General features: G+C 47.5%; 17 protein-coding genes. 1 reads left to right on the forward strand and 16 read right to left on the reverse strand.

Annotated features, from left to right (window positions below; genetic code table 11):
• Positions 1-208: 208 nt before the first annotated feature.
• The 15 genes from pyrE to lspA form a co-directional block, all read right to left on the reverse strand.
• Complete coding sequence (gene pyrE / locus ACR32F_RS22740; RefSeq protein ID WP_440111015.1) at positions 209-850, reverse strand: orotate phosphoribosyltransferase; 642 nt, start codon at positions 848-850, stop codon at positions 209-211.
• Positions 847-1,587 carry an orotidine-5'-phosphate decarboxylase gene (gene pyrF, locus ACR32F_RS22745; protein WP_440111017.1) on the reverse strand — a complete coding sequence of 247 codons (741 nt, stop codon included), beginning with the start codon at positions 1,585-1,587 and terminating at the stop codon, positions 847-849. The genes pyrE and pyrF overlap by 4 nt, the downstream gene beginning before the upstream one ends.
• A 110-nt stretch (positions 1,588-1,697) precedes the next feature.
• A complete protein-coding gene (gene carB / locus ACR32F_RS22750) occupies positions 1,698-4,916 on the reverse strand; it encodes a carbamoyl-phosphate synthase large subunit (protein ID WP_440111019.1) in 3,219 nt (1,072 codons plus the stop codon).
• A 1-nt stretch (position 4,917) separates the two neighbouring features.
• Positions 4,918-6,060 (reverse strand): glutamine-hydrolyzing carbamoyl-phosphate synthase small subunit, encoded by a 1,143-nt coding sequence (gene carA / locus ACR32F_RS22755; protein WP_440111021.1) that lies wholly within the window; start codon positions 6,058-6,060, stop codon positions 4,918-4,920.
• A gap of 426 nt (positions 6,061-6,486) precedes the next feature.
• Complete coding sequence (locus ACR32F_RS22760; RefSeq protein WP_440111023.1) at positions 6,487-7,791, reverse strand: dihydroorotase; 1,305 nt, start codon at positions 7,789-7,791, stop codon at positions 6,487-6,489.
• A 127-nt stretch (positions 7,792-7,918) separates the two neighbouring features.
• On the reverse strand, positions 7,919-8,830 hold the full coding sequence (locus ACR32F_RS22765) for an aspartate carbamoyltransferase catalytic subunit (RefSeq protein ID WP_440119986.1): 912 nt from the start codon (positions 8,828-8,830) through the stop codon (positions 7,919-7,921).
• Entirely contained in the window at positions 8,830-9,393 is a 564-nt protein-coding gene (gene pyrR, locus ACR32F_RS22770) for a bifunctional pyr operon transcriptional regulator/uracil phosphoribosyltransferase PyrR (protein ID WP_440111025.1), read from the reverse strand. Before pyrR ends, ACR32F_RS22765 begins: the two co-directional genes overlap by 1 nt.
• A 530-nt stretch (positions 9,394-9,923) precedes the next feature.
• Complete coding sequence (locus tag ACR32F_RS22775; protein WP_440111027.1) at positions 9,924-11,243, reverse strand: DUF6080 domain-containing protein; 1,320 nt, start codon at positions 11,241-11,243, stop codon at positions 9,924-9,926.
• 59 nt (positions 11,244-11,302) lie between these two features.
• Complete coding sequence (locus ACR32F_RS22780) at positions 11,303-11,623, reverse strand: EamA family transporter (RefSeq protein WP_440111029.1); 321 nt, start codon at positions 11,621-11,623, stop codon at positions 11,303-11,305.
• A complete protein-coding gene (locus ACR32F_RS22785; RefSeq protein ID WP_440119987.1) occupies positions 11,610-11,900 on the reverse strand; it encodes an EamA family transporter in 291 nt (96 codons plus the stop codon). The genes ACR32F_RS22780 and ACR32F_RS22785 overlap by 14 nt, the downstream gene beginning before the upstream one ends.
• A 26-nt stretch (positions 11,901-11,926) precedes the next feature.
• Positions 11,927-12,559: an HAD family hydrolase gene (locus ACR32F_RS22790; protein WP_440111031.1), complete on the reverse strand. Its 633-nt coding sequence runs from the start codon at positions 12,557-12,559 to the stop codon at positions 11,927-11,929.
• 58 nt (positions 12,560-12,617) lie between these two features.
• Positions 12,618-13,532 (reverse strand): decaprenyl-phosphate phosphoribosyltransferase, encoded by a 915-nt coding sequence (locus ACR32F_RS22795; protein ID WP_440111033.1) that lies wholly within the window; start codon positions 13,530-13,532, stop codon positions 12,618-12,620.
• Between the two features lie 180 nt (positions 13,533-13,712).
• Positions 13,713-14,966: an LL-diaminopimelate aminotransferase gene (locus ACR32F_RS22800; RefSeq protein ID WP_440111035.1), complete on the reverse strand. Its 1,254-nt coding sequence runs from the start codon at positions 14,964-14,966 to the stop codon at positions 13,713-13,715.
• Between the two features lie 111 nt (positions 14,967-15,077).
• On the reverse strand, positions 15,078-16,043 hold the full coding sequence (locus ACR32F_RS22805; RefSeq protein ID WP_440111037.1) for an RluA family pseudouridine synthase: 966 nt from the start codon (positions 16,041-16,043) through the stop codon (positions 15,078-15,080).
• Positions 16,036-16,530 carry a signal peptidase II gene (gene lspA / locus ACR32F_RS22810; protein WP_440111039.1) on the reverse strand — a complete coding sequence of 165 codons (495 nt, stop codon included), beginning with the start codon at positions 16,528-16,530 and terminating at the stop codon, positions 16,036-16,038. Before lspA ends, ACR32F_RS22805 begins: the two co-directional genes overlap by 8 nt.
• A gap of 219 nt (positions 16,531-16,749) precedes the next feature.
• Between lspA and ACR32F_RS22815 the strand changes: the two genes are divergently transcribed.
• Positions 16,750-17,493: a TraR/DksA C4-type zinc finger protein gene (locus ACR32F_RS22815; protein ID WP_440111041.1), complete on the forward strand. Its 744-nt coding sequence runs from the start codon at positions 16,750-16,752 to the stop codon at positions 17,491-17,493.
• Between the two features lie 17 nt (positions 17,494-17,510).
• Here the strand turns inward: ACR32F_RS22815 and ACR32F_RS22820 are convergent, their stop codons facing one another.
• A complete protein-coding gene (locus tag ACR32F_RS22820) occupies positions 17,511-17,813 on the reverse strand; it encodes a DUF5665 domain-containing protein (protein ID WP_440119988.1) in 303 nt (100 codons plus the stop codon).
• Between the last annotated feature and the right edge of the window lie 95 nt (positions 17,814-17,908).

Below are 17,908 nucleotides of genomic sequence, written 5' to 3' on the forward strand. Positions count from 1 at the left end.
TGAATTATAAACGACAGATCACAACTAAAAGTTACAAGCTTTTTACAACGTTACAGGGAAAAAAGTTAATATTTAGAGGAACAATTGAAAAAAGCACCCCAATGGACGGGATGCCTCTTGCCTATTCTATGAATTTGCCTCTATGAGAGCAATCGTTACAATTTTGATACCGTTCACAAATGAACAGTTCAAGCCTGTCTCTGTTGTATTATTTACCAAATGAAGAAGGATCTTCACGCCAGGATTTGAGCAGTTCAAAATCACTCTCCTGGATCGTTCCTTGAGCCAAAGCCACGTCCATCAGGGCTGTATAATTGGACAGGGTTTGCAGCGGAATTCCCGCTTCTTCAAAGGCTTTAACACCCTTGTCCAGCTGGTAGCTAAAAATCGCGAGTACCGTGAGTGGAGTCGCCCCTGCTACGCGCACCGCTTCTGCCGCTTTGATTGAACTGCCACCTGTAGAAATCAGGTCTTCAATAACAACAACCTTCTGTCCTTCGGTGATCAGGCCTTCAATCAGGTTCTCTTTGCCATGTCCTTTGGCTTTATCACGAATATAAGCCATCGGCAGATCCAGCTTCTGAGCAACCCAAGCTGCATGTGGAATACCCGCGGTTGCAGTACCTGCGATTACATCTGTATCCGGGTATTGTTCACGAATAATGGCTGCAAATGCTTCGGCGATATCGTTACGAATCTCAGGATAAGACATCGTTAAGCGGTTATCACAGTAGATGGGTGATTTGATGCCAGAAGTCCAGGTAAATGGCTGCTGCGGACGCAGCGCCACGGCTTTAATTTTTAACAGTTGGGAAGCAATATGGTTAGGAATCTCAGTAAGTGCGATCATGCATTCAACATCTCCTTCAAAATGGTTTCTGCCGCTTCACGCGGATTGGGAGCGCCTGTAATCGGTCTGCCTACGACAATATAATGGCTGCCTCTGGCAATCGCTTCACCTGGTGTCAGGACACGGGTCTGGTCTCCCAGACCACTGCCTGCGGGACGAATACCCGGTGTGACTGTATGAAAGTCATTGCCACAGGCTGCCCGGATGGCGGGAACCTCCAGCGGAGAAGCGACCACGCCGTCCAGACCTGCCTCATGAGCCAACCCTGCATAACGAACCACCGCTGCCTCTACACTTCCCTGGATACCAATCTCGCCATTCATCGTTTCCTGACTTGTGCTGGTGAGCTGGGTTACCGCAATAATCTCCGGTTTGCGCAGGGAAGGATCAGCAGCCATAGCCGCCTCTGCGCCTTCACGGGCAGCACGCATCATGCTTGTACCGCCTGCTGCATGCACATTGAACATATCCACACCAAGACGTGTAATACTCTCTGCACCACCACGAACCGTATTCGGAATATCATGCATTTTCACATCTAGAAATACCGAGTAACCTTTCAATTTCAGCTCCCGGATAAAACCCGGACCTGCGGCGTAGAACAACTGCATGCCCACTTTCAGGTAACAGGGAATGCCTTCGAGAGCCTGTACCAATTCCTTTGCTTGCTCTGCTCCGGGATAATCTAGTGCTACCATCAGACGGCCAGCCATTTCATTGAAATTAGGGTGATCCATCACCAGCGCTCCTTCCACATGCTCATTTTTTCTGTTTTTGCCCGATATAAAGGACATCCCGCCAGCCCGCAGGCTGACTGATGTCCTTCATCAGTGACAAATCGTCTTATTTATTCTACGAAGGCTGGCATAGCCTCTGAGGAGAAGTTGATCGTTTCCAGCATGATCAACAGGGCACGGATGGTATCCAATGAAGTCATACATACAATGCCGTTCTCCACTGCTTCACGACGAATACGGAATCCGTCACGTTGCGGTGTTTTGCCTTTGGTCAGTGTATTGAACACAAAGTTCGCTTCGCCGCTGCGGATCATATCGAGAATGTTCGGTGAACCTTCACTTAATTTATTCACCGTCGTTACCGGAATATTCGCTGCTTCAAGCGCAGCTGCCGTTCCTCCGGTAGCCATGATTTTGTAGCCCAGTCTGTAGAAGCCACCAAGCAAAGGTACAGCTTCCTCTTTGTCTTTGTCCGCTACCGTTACGACAATCGCTCCGGTTGCCGGAATTTTCATGCCTGCACCGATAAGACCTTTGAACAACGCTTTGGCGTAATTCGGGTCTCGACCCATAACCTCACCTGTGGACTTCATTTCAGGTCCAAGGGTTGGTTCCACACGACGCAGCTTCGCGAAGGAGAAGACCGGAACTTTAACCGACACATGATCGCTTTCTGGCCACAGGCCATCTACATAACCGAGGTCCTTCAATTTCACACCCAGAATGGCTTGTGTTGCCAGGTTCGCCATTGGAATGCTTGTAACTTTGCTCAAGAAAGGAACTGTACGGGATGAACGCGGGTTCACCTCGATGACATATACCTGACCATCATGGATAACAAACTGGATGTTGACCAAACCAATCGTTTTCAGTTCCTTGGCGATCTTGATGGTAATCTCTACAATCTTCGCTTGCAGATCCTTGGACAGGTACTGTGGCGGATATACCGCGATGGAGTCACCGGAGTGAACTCCTGCCCGCTCGATATGCTCCATGATGCCTGGAACCAATACGGTTTCACCATCACAGATGGCGTCAACTTCAACTTCTTTACCCATCATGTAACGGTCGATCAGTACCGGGTGTTCTGGGTTGATTTTAACTGCCTGCTCCATGTATGTCAGCAATTCGGCATCTGAGTATACAATCTCCATTGCACGACCGCCGAGTACGTAGGAAGGACGCACCAGTACCGGGTAACCCAAGCCTTGAGCCGTTTCTACCGCATCGTCAACCGAAATCACGGTTTTACCTTTAGGTTGTGCAATTTCCAGACGGGAGAGCAAACGCTCGAACTTCTTGCGATCTTCCGCCTCATCAATGCTTTCCAGATCTGTTCCGAGAATCGTTACACCTGCGGCACGCAGCGGAGCTGCCAGGTTGATTGCCGTCTGACCACCGAACTGTACGATAACACCTACAGGTTGCTCCTGTTCGATAACGTTCATGACATCTTCGAAGAACAATGGTTCAAAGTACAGGCGATCTGATGTATTAAAGTCCGTAGATACGGTCTCCGGGTTGTTATTAATGATTACTGCCTCATAGCCTGCTTTTTGCAGCGCCCATACGGCGTGTACTGTTGAGTAATCGAACTCGATTCCTTGACCGATCCGGATAGGTCCAGAGCCAAGCACGACGACTTTTTTCTTATCGGAAGGAATGACTTCATTCTCAGTTTCGTAAGTGGAGTAGTAATATGGCGTTGTCGCTTCAAATTCAGCTGCACATGTATCTACCATTTTGTAAACCGGACGAAGGTTCTCCTGTTCACGGCGTGTTCTAATCTCCGCTTCGGTAGTCAACGTACCTCCAGGTTGACCCTGAGCACGCAACTCGGCAATGGCACGGTCTGTGAATCCAAGACGCTTGGCTTGATACAAGATCTCAGAAGACAGTTCTGCTTCCTCGCGGATACGATCTTCGAAGGCAACCAGACCTTCGATTTTATCCAGGAACCACCAGTCAATCTTGGTCAGGTCCTGAAGTTGTTGCAATGTATATCCTCTACGGAAAGCTTCAGCAATCAGGAAGATACGCTCGTCGTCCGCTTTAACCAGACGCTCGTTCAACGTTGCTTCATCCAGTGTTTCAGCATCCTTCAGATACAGGCGGTGTACACCAATTTCCAGAGAACGAACCGCTTTGTGGATCGACTCCTCAAATGTGCGGCCAATGGCCATAACTTCGCCAGTTGCTTTCATCTGTGTACCCAGTTTGCGGTTCGCCGAGATAAACTTGTCGAACGGCCAGCGTGGGATTTTGCTCACGATATAATCCAGTGTTGGCTCGAAGCAAGCATAGGTCTGGCCTGTTACCGGGTTAACGATCTCATCCAGCGTGTAGCCCATGGCAATTTTGGCAGCCATTTTCGCAATCGGATATCCTGTTGCTTTGGAAGCCAGAGCGGATGAACGGCTTACCCGTGGATTCACTTCGATGACATAGTATTGGAAGCTATGCGGATCAAGTGCGAACTGTACGTTACATCCACCTTCGATGTTGAGGGCACGGATGATTTTCAAGGAAGCCGAACGCAGCATTTGATATTCGCGGTCAGACAGCGTCTGGCTTGGTGCCACAACGATACTGTCACCTGTGTGAACACCTACCGGGTCAAAGTTCTCCATGTTGCAGACCACGATACAGTTATCGTTTTTGTCCCGCATCACTTCATACTCGACTTCTTTCATACCCGCGATGCTCTTCTCGACCAAACATTGACCGATCGGGCTATAACGAATGCCTGCTACGACGGTTTCACGCAGTTCTTCTTCATCTGCACAGATTCCGCCGCCAGTTCCACCAAGCGTGTAGGCTGGACGAACGATGATTGGATATCCGATTTCATTCGCAAAATCAAGAGATTCCTGAAGTGTCGTTACGATCACGCTCTCAGGCACAGGTTGCTCCAGTTCACGCATCAGATCACGGAACAAGTCACGATCTTCCGCTTTCTCGATGGATGTAAGCTGGGTTCCGAGCAACTTGACATTTTCACGTTCCAGGACACCGGCACGCGCCAGTTCCACGGCCATATTCAGACCCGTTTGACCACCAAGGGTTGGCAGCAAACCGTCTGGACGTTCCTGGCGAATGATTTGTGTTACAAAATCCAGTGTAATCGGCTCGATATATACTTTGTCAGCCATGTTTGTATCGGTCATGATCGTAGCCGGGTTGCTGTTGATGAGTACAACTTCCACGCCTTCTTCTTTCAGTGCCTGGCATGCTTGTGTACCGGCATAGTCGAACTCGGCCGCTTGACCGATGACGATTGGACCGGAGCCAATCACCAGGATTTTTTTGAGGTCTTTGTTAATCGGCATGTTATTGTGCTCCTTTCACTGCGGCTGCCAATACGGCTTGACGCGGCTGTTGCGGGTGATTGATCTTGTGCTCCCGAATCATCTCGATGAAGCGATCGAACAGGTAGCTGCTATCGTACGGTCCTGGCGCTGCTTCCGGGTGATATTGTACCGAGAATGCCGGGAATGTTTTATGTTTCAGACCTTCAATGGTCTTGTCGTTATTGTTGATATGTGTCACTTCAAGATCCGTACTCTTCACAGACTCTTCGTTTACGGTGTAACCGTGGTTCTGGGACGTGATGAAGCAGCGTCCGCTCTCCAGTTCTTTCACCGGATGGTTTCCGCCGCGGTGTCCGAATTTGAGTTTCTCTGTATCTGCTCCAGCTGCAAGTGCGAAGAGTTGGTGACCCAGGCAGATACCGAAGATCGGGTATTCGCCGAGCAGCTCACTGATCATTTTCACCGCATGAGGAACGTCTTTCGGGTCCCCAGGGCCGTTGGATAGCTGGATGCCATCCGGGTTCATGCGACGAATTTCGTCTGCTGTTATATCTTGTGGCACAACCACAACGTCACAGTTACGTTTGCTGAGTTCACGCAAAATCCCTGTTTTTGCACCGTAGTCTACGAGTACAATGCGTTCAGCCGTTCCTGGGCTGTTGTAGACATGTTTGGTAGAAGTCAGAGGAACCTGGTTGCGCAGCTCTTCGATGGTGGTATCTCCCATCATCTCAAGCAACTCTTCCACAGGCTTCGATCCTGTTGTGAGAATTCCTTTCATCGTGCCATGGTGACGAATCCGGCGGGTCAACATACGTGTATCAATCTCGCTGATCCCTACAATGCCGTACTCCTTAAGCAGATCATCCACGCTGTATTCCGCGCGCCAGTTACTTGGTGTCGGCTCATGACGACGTACTACAAAACCATGTACGAACGGACGAATCGACTCGAAGTCATCACGTGTAATACCGTAGTTACCAATCAGTGGATACGTCATGGTTACGATCTGACCGCAATAAGAAGGATCCGTTAGCACCTCTTGGTAGCCTGTAATTCCCGTATTAAAAACGACCTCACCTGTTGTTTCACCTTCAGCACCGAATGCTTTCCCGGTGAACAGTGTGCCGTCTTCCAACAATAATCTTGCCTGTGCCTGCATCCCATTTCACTCCTCTGTGTTTATCAACGTTGAATACTTTGAGTTGAACATGGGCGACGTTACGTTTGGTGCGGCTCCGTGGGCAGAAAACCCTTTGATCGCTGTTATCCCCGGATTACTTTGATCCCATTCTTCAAATGGAGTAATCCGGTGATAAAGGCGAACGCTTTGCTTCTTCGGGTTCTTTCTGCCCACTCCGCAGTTACGTTGGTGTCCATGTTCAAAAACATTATTCAACTTTTCTTTGTTTCGTATATTGGACTCTCGGCATGATCTGCCTTGAGTTAGTTGAAAAGATGTTACTGAGGTAAAGAGTTTGTAAATTTAGATTTAGAGTTATAAAGGTTACTTGTTGTTTTTTAAGAATTAAAGATTTAAACCATTAAAGAAAGAGTTTAAGAATTTATGATTCATTTGTTTACTGAATTACTGTTGTACAGTGTTGTCCCACACGCTTTTGCCATCCACCCATGTTTGTACTGGCCAGCCCTTCAGCTTCCAGCCTGTGAATGGGGTGTTTCTTCCTTTGGTTGCGAATGTGGTCGGATCAACCGTTTGTTCCTTATTCAGGTCAATCATCGTGATGTCCGCCGGTGCGCCCTCTTCCAGCTTACCTGTATCCAGTCGGAATACCCGTGCCGGATCAGCGGTCATGCGTTTAACCAGGAAGTCGAGGCTCCAAAGTCCGGTTTCCACAAACTTGGTATAGAGCAGCGGGAAGGCCGTTTCAAATCCGACGATACCGAACGGTGCCAGCTCCATGCCTTTCGCTTTCTCTTCTTCACTGTGCGGAGCGTGATCCGTTACAATCATGTCCAACGTTCCGTCCAGCAGCCCCTCGATACAAGCCTGCACGTCGCGAGGTGAGCGAAGAGGAGGGTTCATTTTCCAGTTCGCATCCATACCCGGGATATCTTCATCCGACAACAGCAGATGGTGCGGACAGACCTCAGCAGTCACTTTAATGCCGATGGACTTTGCCAGACGAATCAGGCGAACCGATTGCTCTGTGCTTACGTGGCAGACATGATAATGTACACCCGTTGCTTCGGCGAGCAGGATATCGCGGCCTACGTGGATTGCCTCCGATTCATTCGGAATACCTTTGATGCCGTGGCGTTTGGAGAACTCTCCTTCCGTCACATATCCACCAACAACCAATGAGTCATCTTCGCAGTGAGCGATAACCGGCATATCCATGCTTGCCGCAAGGCTCATCGCATCTTTCATCATTTGAGCGTTCTGTACGCCTACTCCGTCGTCCGTGAATCCAATCGCACCCGCTTCTTTCAATGCGGCAAAATCGGTAAGTTCACGTCCAAGTTCGTTTTTCGTTATGGCTGCATAAGGCAGCACTTTAACCAAATCGGCTTCTTTGGCTTTATCCAGCACCAGCATCACAACATCCGCATTGTCGGTTACCGGTCTTGTGTTCGGCATGCAGGCAATCGTTGTAAAACCACCTTGCGCTGCTGAACGGGCACCTGTCTCGATCGTCTCTTTGTGTTCGAATCCAGGTTCACGCAGATGCACATGCATATCGATCAAGCCAGGAATGACCAGTTTACCTGAGGCATCTGTTACACGATGCGCTGTCTGCTCTGCTTTCAGTACTGCTTCGTCTTCCACTCCAGCGATCTTTTGAATTTTTCCTTCATCTATAATGATGGTTTTCCGTTCAAGTTCCCCTTGTTGATTCAAGATGTTCGCGTTCTTTATCATCTGTAGCATAATTGCCCTCCGCTTCGGTTCTGTCCGACTTGCCAGGCAAGCCGGATAATTTTCTTTATCGTGTGCCCTCTTATTGCTCTATAAGAACTTCCGTCCCCGTCAGCCTATGACCCACAGCCAGACCCTGTTACAGTTTCGTCGCACGTTCCATAACCGCCATGCGGATTGGAACCCCGTTTGCCATCTGCGGGAAGATCCGCGATGCTGCACTCTCCACAACCGCGTCATCCACCTCGACGTTGCGGTTCACAGGAGCAGGGTGCATGATAATTGTGCTTGGTTTCAAGCGTGACGCCCGTTCTTCCGTCAATCCGTAGTGTTCGCGATAATCCTCAGCGGAAGTAATGAGGCCGTGTTTATGACGTTCCAGTTGAACTCGGAGCATCATGACTACATCCGCATCCAGTGCTTCTTCTAGACCTACATAAGGCGCATGCTCTGCGAGTTCCGGTGCCTGCATCGTTTGGGGTGCGCAGAAGCGTACATCTGCACCAAACTTTTGCAGCGCCCACAGGTTGGATCGAGCTACCCGGCTGTGCAGGATATCACCGATGATGGAGACACGCAAACCTTTCAGTTCACCAAATGCCTTACGCATCGTGTAGAGATCTAGCAGCGCCTGTGTCGGGTGCTCATTATTGCCGTCCCCCGCGTTCACCAGTGGAACATTCACTTTCTGAGCCAGTTGTTGCAGAACGCCTGAAGGTTTCAAGCGGATCACCCCAGCATCAATACCCATGGATTCAAGTGTGCGTACCGTGTCGTAGATGGACTCGCCTTTCTCCACACTTGATGCAGCTGCCGTGAAGTTCAGGACTTGTGCGCCCAAGCGCTTCTCAGCCATTTCAAAAGAAAATCGGGTGCGCGTACTGTTCTCGAAGAACATGTTCGCTACGAAGCATGATTCCAGTACAGGTACCAGTTTCTCTTTCTGAGCTTCCCAATAGGCTGCTCTGTTCAAGATGGATTCGATCTCTCCGCGACTCAGTTCCTTAAGTCCAAGCAAGCTCCGGTCCTTCAATGCTGGTTGTGTAATCATCATGCCTGCTCCCCCCGGTTCTGAATGATTTTGACTGCGTCCTGTCCGTCCGTTTCTATAAGTGCAACCTCAATCTCCTCTGATTTGGAAGTCGGCACGTTTTTGCCGATAAAATCAGGGCGAATCGGAAGTTCCCGGTGTCCGCGGTCTGCGAGTACTGCCAGCTGAATGTTCTGGGGTCTTCCACAGTCCATCAGAGCATCCATCGCGGCGCGAATCGTTCTTCCGGTATAGAGCACATCATCGAACAAAATCACTTTTTTGTTATGAATCGAAAGTGATTCAGGTATTATCGTCAAAAGTTCCTTGCGATTCGCTTTGTTCTCGTCCAAGCGGTCATCGCGGTAAGGAGTCACATCCAGTTCTCCCCAGGGGATCGGTGTACCTTCGATCTCTTCAATCTTGGCGGCAATCCGTTCGGCAAGGTACACTCCTCGTGTTCGAATACCAACCAGTACACAACCGTCAATGCCTTTATTTTTTTCCAAAATCTCATGGGCAATCCGTGTTAATGCGCGGCGGATCGCGGTTTCATCCATAATGACATGTGTCTCTGTGCTCATGCGTTCAGCCTCCTCAGGATTACCTTCAGATCATGGCCCCGTGACGAGGAGAACAAAAAAGACTCCTTGCCGTGTTTATTGGCAAGGAGTCTCCGAACTTCAGACCGCTCTGAAGAAAGTTTACTCTCGTGATACATCATTCATTTGCCGCAGCAAAAAACGATGCATCGTTCACGTTACCTTGCCAGTCTCACGGGACTGATTTAAAGGTGCTATTCATGTCGTTCATATCGCAGAACCTCACAGGGTTCTGTACTCAATATGTCCGTTTGTCTTCATGAATTATGACAGAAAGACAACCCCCTGTCAACACCTCACCCTCGCAGGCGAAATCCCTCTGCTATGTTTTCCTTAGAATCAGCAGTTAGGCTGAAAAACATCCATACACATCACATCTCATTCGATATTCATAATTATACAACAAAACTGCATAATTATCCATAGGCAAATGTGTAGTCTGATGTAACCAAAATAACCCTCCGCCCGCATCTTCAGATGGGCAAAGGGTTATAGAAATTGATTTTTGATTTTCAGGAATTAGCCTCAGGTTCATTAAGCATACGAGCCTGATCCAACTGTTCATAGGACTGTTTGATTGTAGACAATGTCTCAACATGACGATATATATTGTTTGCTGCGGTAACAAGTACACACAGCATGAGTATGCCTATCATCACTTTTTTCACTAATCCTGGACGTAGACTGATTACGAAGCCACCACCCAGCAAGAAAAATGCGAACAGATAATGCCCTGCATACAGGTACATATCGTATTGGAATACCGCCAGCCCGAAGCCAACAACAATATGAAGTAGAAATGCAAACAGAATGTAAGGTACAAGGGTCCACACTTCCCGTTCACGGATGCCCTTGATAAACCCAGTGAGCGCCAGCAACAGGATAAAGATACCGGTAATCTGAACATAAAAAGGGTTAGAACGAGACAGATCCGTTACGAATGCTACCATACCCGGGTCCAGCAAATGCACTTTGGGAGATAGCATCGGATTGATGGTCAACAGATTCAATGCTTTCCAATGAACAGCCAACTGGAACGGCGTTGCATAGCTTGTTCCGCCATTTTGAATACCCATCAGCCAATTGCTAACCCAACTGCGACCGCCAAACGCAACATATTGAATGCCAGTTAATATCACGATAAAGGCAACAGCCATTGCCATGATCCCTATATATTTTTTCCAACCACCTTTATTTCGCCACGTACGCATATTGAAGAACAGGGCAGCGGCGAAAGGCGCGATGTTAGTCGATGTTAGCCCAAAGTTGATGGTCGCAAGCCATGCATTAGGCATGTAACGTATGTCTTCCCGAGAGCGACTGTACTGCATATAAACCACCGAGAATAGGATGACAAACTGCACATACGGATAGGAATCGGGAATTAGTGCAGTAAACATCAGATAGGAACTGAAACCAAACATTAGTGCGAATAGTAATGGTGTGGTGATCTGTTTATCTTTTTGACTCAGAAACAGAAATACCAGCACAACCGAACCTGCATTCACAAAGGATTGCAAGACAAGGAAAAACCAATTACCTCCCAACAATTGAGAACCCGCTTCAAGCGTAACCGCCAGGAAAGAAATTAATGGATGAATAACGGAAGAACTGTTGTCTCCATAATACATAGAAGGATCGAAGTTAAATAAGTTGAGCGGAAACTGTTTGGTATTAAATGGCGTATAGGCCCCAAGAAGTTCAGCATGATCCGCGATGTACATCACATAGGAACCATTCATCAGGGCGTAGAAAAGGGCAAACCCCGCAAACAGGCCAAAGGCCGTCCAGTTATTTCTTCGATTATAAAATATGTAATCCAAAAATCTCATGCATTCACATCCAGTTTCAAATATTTGTATCTTGCACACGTATGTGTATCATATCAAATTTAGAAAACCAATAAACATAGACCGCCCATGATACAGACCACACCAATCCAGCGCAAAGGCCCGAATGTTTCCTTAAAGGCAAACCGTGCAATAATGAGTGTCCAGACATACGTTAAAGCATTTGCGGGCAACACCACGGTCAGAGGCAGAAACTTTAACAGCAAAATATTCAGCAATGCACCTGTGCCATAAAATCCGAGCCCCATTAGAACATGCAGCTTTTTACGACTTGTGGCGTAGGCTTTCAATCCCGCTCCACCCATCGCTCCGCATAGGGTCATCACAATCAGCACAGCAACCATCCAGCTATCGATCAACACTGGTTAACGTCACCCCGATTCCAAGCAGCACCACAGCTGCCAGCTTCTGCACCGTAATGTCTTCCCCCAGCAAAAAATAACCATAGACCAACGCAAAAACGTAGCTGGCACACATCAAAGGATAGGCCACTGAGAGCTTTTCCAGAGCAAAAGCCTTAATCATCAACATTGCTCCCAGCCCATAACACAAAAAACCAACGCCCAGATAGATCCACTCTGTCAATCCCCATTTCCAGAACAGTTGCCCGGTCGCTGTAAGAAAAGCGGAGACTAACATCAGCAGTTTACCTGTATGACGCCCTTTTATTTCCCCCACGATAAGGCCTCCATCTCTGGAACACGCTTGTTAATGAAATATCGCTGACTTACAAGCTGCATCACTGGAAGATCGGATAAAGAGTCGGAGTACGAGCAGGACTGATCATAATCAATCACCATTTTCTTCTCATTGAGGTAGGCCTGAATACGGCGTACCTTCTCTTCCCCTTTGCAATTGGTGCCTTCAATCCTGCAGGTATAGCCATTTGAATGTCGGACTAGTTCGGTTCCAATGACATGATCCACCCAAGGAAAGCTGTTAAAATACTTCATATAGGCATGCGGAGATGCGGTCACCAGTATGACATGGTAGCCTGCTTCCTTGCGATGCTGCATTTCTACACTTGCCTCGGCAAAAATGGCAGTGCGTAGTCGTGTATCGAAAAAATGCTCTAGATCCTTTTCAGACATGCGCTCAATCTCTTTAAAGTAGGAACGCTTGACACGTTCGACAGTCATGAAACCTGCCTTGAATAATACGGTATGAAACGCAATCACAGGCAATCTCCATGCCTGCAATGGATACCGACGAACTCCGTAGTGTACAAACTGAAACATCGAATCACTGCGTATAATCGTTTTATCGATATCAAAGATAGCGACCTTCGTACTTTTCACCCTGATCCCCCTCTACCTTATGAACGAACTCGTCGTTCCCTGGATTTATACCATGTGCTTATTCAAAAATAGCAAAGATGGAAATGACACTGATCACATACAAAATGACCGTAATTAATATGGGCTTGTCCTCAAACAGTACACGATCTGGTGAGCCCCCCTGGTTCTTCATATGGATGAGATACAGATAACGGAACATGCCGTAAATGACCAAAGGAATGGTCCACATCAGGTGAATGGTACTATCGGATGTGAAAGTAAAGAGAGAATAACTTATAATGGTCGCCGTTGTGACAATGGTATTGAACTGATCCAATAAAGTAATTGAATAGTTGTCCAGTACTTTACGGTGCGACCCGGTATTGCCCTCAAGTAATGTAAGCTCATTTCTCCGTTTGCCAATCGCCAGAAACAGCGATAACAACATCGTGCATATGAGAAACCAGGGCGTGAAAGGCACATGGATCAGCACACCCCCCGCAATCGCACGAAGTACAAATCCGGCTGCTATGGTCATCATATCGAGAATAACGAGATGTTTCAGCACAAATGAGTACGACACATTCAGAAGGAAATAGACGATACATAACACGCCGAACAGCGGGTTTATCACAAAGGCTGTTCCAACGGAAAGAATCAGCAGGACGATGCCAAACAGTAAGGCATGGGTCGGATTAACCTGTCCTGAAGCAAGTGGACGGAACTTCTTCACCGGATGCTGACGATCTCTGTCCTGGTCTACGTAATCGTTCAGAATATAAACGCAGCCTGCAACGAGGCTAAATAACATAAAACCAAGCAACGTAGAAAGAATGGTCTCGGTCCGAATTTCCTCAAAAGAAAAAAGGAGCGCAGCAAATAAGAGCAGATTTTTGGTCCACTGTTTTGGTCTGAGTAGTCTGAACAAACCTGAGATGGTGCTCCCTGTTCCTGCAGCAGATGAGGACACCGTATTGGTACGTGGTGATAACAATTGAATAACTCCCTTCAAAACAATCTTCTGTCTATACAAATAACGTAAAGATCTAATCATAAGTTGCTTGTATATTTTTGTAAAGGGAGTAAAGAGTAGTTTTATCATTTTTTGCATAAAAAAGAGACCGTTTCCGGTCTCCTGATGTCTCTTCATGCTCATTTCATAATGGAATGTTGATTAAAACTCGAATGTCACGTCGCTTAGGCGGCGCTTGATCTCGGCGATAACACGCTTCTCTTCTTCTTCCCCTTTGGCTTCGAAGGTAACGGAGAAACGAACAAAGTGACCTGCATCATCCCAAGGTACGGAAGAGATCAGTTTTTCACGAATCAAGAACTGAGAGAAGTCTTCGCCAGATTCGAAGCGGCGTCCACCAACTACACCTTTTGGAGCTTCAACATACAGGAAGAATGAGCCTTTTGGTTTCTCAGCCTGGAAGCCCAGTTCGTTCAATGCTGCCACCAGCATATCGTGACGGCGGGAATATTTATCCGCAATTTTCTCCGTAATTTCCGGGTGTTTCAATCCGTAAGCAGCAGCCTTCTGGATCGCGATGAACTGACCGGAATCATTGTTGTCCTTCACGTCGCTGAATGCTTTGACTACGAGCGGGTTACCCGCTACGAATCCGATTCTCCAGCCCGTCATGTTGTAAGACTTGGACAAGGAATGCAACTCCACGCCAACATCCTTCGCACCAGGTACCGATAGGAAGCTGAATGGTTTTTTACCATCATAAGTCAATGCAGCGTATGGAGCATCGTGCACAACAACAACATTGTATTTCTTCGCCCATTCCACCACTTCAGTGAAGAATTCTACCGTTGCACTTGCACCGGTTGGGTTGTTCGGATAGTTCAGGTAGAGCAACTTCGCACGTTTTGCAATGTCTTCCGGAATAGCCGTCAGATCAGGCAGGAAGTTATTCTCCTTCGTCAACTGGATGTTGAACACTTCTCCACCCAGGTACTTGGTATGTGTACCCATAACCGGGTAACCCGGAACGGTCATGATCGTTACATCACCTGGATTAATGAAGCAGGAAGGCATCATCGCCAAAGCTGGTTTGGAGCCGATCGAGTGTACGATTTCTGTATCTGCATCAATACCTTCTACGTTAAACACATTTTTCAGGTACGTGGCAGCGGCCTCCTTGAACTCAGGAATACCATTGTCTGCATAACCACGGTTCTCAGGCATGGAAGCTGCCTGCGCGAGTGCAGCTACGATGCCCGCATCGGCCATCTCGTCCGGCTCGCCTACGCCGAGGTCAATCAGTTCTACATCTGGAAAATCTTTTTTGGCCGAGGCTTTGGCACGTTTGATTTTCTCGAATTTATAGATGTTCGTGTCTTTACCATAGTTGGAGCCGCCAATACGGTCGGCAAAATTAGTCTGAATGTATGTTTCCTGATATTTATCAATACTCATGACTTTGTTCATCTCCTCATTTTGACGCAAATTTCTACACTTTAATATGAAGCATTTGCGGGATCAAAACCATGGACAAAATATCAGAACATTTGTACTTTCACGAGCGGGTCAGCGGCTACGCAATGAAGCGAGTACGTCTTCCATATCCTGTGGAAGCGGAGCTGTAAATTCGAGATATTCTCCAGTTGTTGGATGTTCAAAACCGAGAATGGCAGCGTGCAGAGCTTGTCCCTGCAACTTGATCCCTTTGTTACGTCCATATATAGGATCTCCAACCAGCGGATGACCAATAAATTTCATATGAACACGAATCTGATGCGTACGACCCGTTTCCAATTTCAGTTCCAACAACGTGTAGTCATTGATCCGCTCCGTGACCGTAAAATGCGTGACAGCATGTTTACTGTTGCGCTCCGTGACTGTATACATTTTGCGATCAGAGGTATCTCGCCCGATGGGTGCATCGATTGTACCTTGATCATGATTGAGATGACCATGAACAAGGGCAATATATCGTCTGTTCACCGTATGGTCCTTCAGCTGTGCAGCCAACGAGGCATGAGCACGGTCATTTTTGGCGGCCATGATCAGACCGGTAGTGTCCTTGTCAATGCGATGTACAATGCCTGGACGCAACTCACCATTGATACCCGAAAGATCTTTACAGTGATACATAAGTGCATTAACGAGCGTACCGGATGCATGTCCTGGGGCTGGATGCACCACAAGACCACGCTGTTTGTTAATAACGATTACGTCGCTATCTTCGTATACCACTTCAAGTGGAATATTTTCCGCGATGATCTCAACAGCAGCTGGCTGGGGAATCTGAAGTTCTACCAGATCACCTTCGGATAATTTCGCATTAGCTTTGACTACTGCACCGTTTACGGTTACAAAGCCATCTCCGATCCACAATTGAACCTGGGAGCGCGATACGTTGTCCATGGATTCAGTGATATATTTATCAATTCGTTCCTTCATATGTTCAGCGGCAACGGTCCATTCCATACGCTCATTGCCATTCATCAGTTCATCTTGATTGCTATGTTGATCATTTTGCAGATTATTCATGGTGTTCATTCCCTTCAATCTTCGCGGCTGCTTTCTCGCGCCGTCCTTCAAGCAATGTTTCCACAATGATCAGTGCAACACCGATACAGATTGCCGAATCGGCTATGTTGAAAATGGGAAACGTGTAGCTTCCAAAATTAAGCTGGATAAAATCTACAACTTCTCCGGTCAAAGCCCGGTCCAAGAAGTTGCCAATTGCTCCACCAAGCACCAAACCAAGTGCCACTGGCAACAATTTGTGCGGGGTATCTTTTACTTTTTGCAAATACCAAATCAAAGCAACAACCACAACCAGTGTAACCACAATAAAGAACCAGCGCTGATCTTGCAGAATACCAAAAGCTGCACCTGAGTTGCGATGTGATGTGATGACAAAGAAATTGCCGATCACCGGAATTTCTTCTCTAAGTTCCATGCGGGTTGCAATCAGGAACTTGGTTCCCTGATCCACTAAAAATACGATAAAAGCGAGGATATAATACACCACGTTTGTTTGTCACTCCGATCCTGTCTTTTCCAAACGATACCAGGCTTAACGCCAGACTTGTTCATTGTAGCACAGCTGTTTGGAAATCGTCCACGATGCACTACAGTCGCAATTCGGATGGCAAAAACGATAACATTTCCCTTCTGTAATTCTGCACGAAATGGTACATCCTACAACAGAGTCAAAATCAGGCTTGAACACGGCAGAAAGGGGAAAACGATGTCACATTTCACGGCGAAACAATTGCAATTTTTACGTTCACAATTGATAACCGAGAAGCAAGATATTGAACATAGACTGGAGCAGAACGAACATTACGGCCTTGGCGACTCCATGAAACTGCAAACAGGTGAATTATCTCCCATCGACAACCATCCTGGTGATGTAGCTACCGAATTGTATGAACGCGAAAAGGATATCTCCCTGCTGGAGCATGATGAATTTCAACTGGAGCGAATCGATTCTGCTCTGCATTCCATGGAAGAAGGACACTATGGTACCTGTGCCGTCTGCCAGCAGCCCATTCCTTATGAACGTATGGAAGCTGTGCCTTACACCAAATACTGCAAAACACATCAACCGGAAACGGTCGTCTCCGAGAACCGTCCTGTAGAGGAAGAATTCCTCGCACCTGCATTTGGCCGAACGAGTCTCGACGAACGCGATGACCAAAACGGCTTCGATGGAGAAGATGCGTGGCAGATCGTTGAGAGTTGGGGCACCTCCAATACGCCGGCCATGGCTGAAGGACGTGATATCGACAGTTATGATGTTATGGCGATTGAAGCCACGGACGAAGTAGAAGGCTGCGTTGAAGCATATGAGAGCTTTGTTGCAACGGATATCTATGGCCATGACGTATCCATCGTACGTAATCGGCAGTATCGGCAATACCTCAAGAACCGCGAAGGCGACGGTCTACTAGAGCCGGATTTGGGTACAGAATCGGATGACACATATTAAACCTTCTACTCGTTGAATTAATACGTGTTCAGCTCCAGCTGTCGTTGCACGATCCGCACAATATCGGCGATATAGTCACCAACAATGGGCAGATTGAGTGCCCCGAGAACCTGTAACACATAAATAATTGTCGCCGCAAAAAAGGTAAAACCAATTGCGATACCTACACCGCGAGCCGACCCGGACAACAGATTAAGTCCAATCAGTTTCCACGGTCGGTTCAGCAATTCCGTATACTGTGCGATCCGTGAACGTTCGAGTTCATTGGCAAGCCGGTTGGTAAGCGTGTGAAGCTCGTCTATCTTGTCCCGAGATTCCATAGACGGTGTAGATGGTGAATTGGATGCCGATTGCTTATCCTGTTCGTTCATTATTTACTCAGTTCCTTTGGTGTATATAGAGTGGTGTCTGCACA

Source organism: Paenibacillus hebaui (genome assembly GCF_051934385.1).
Classification (GTDB): Bacteria; Bacillota; Bacilli; order Paenibacillales; family Paenibacillaceae; genus Paenibacillus.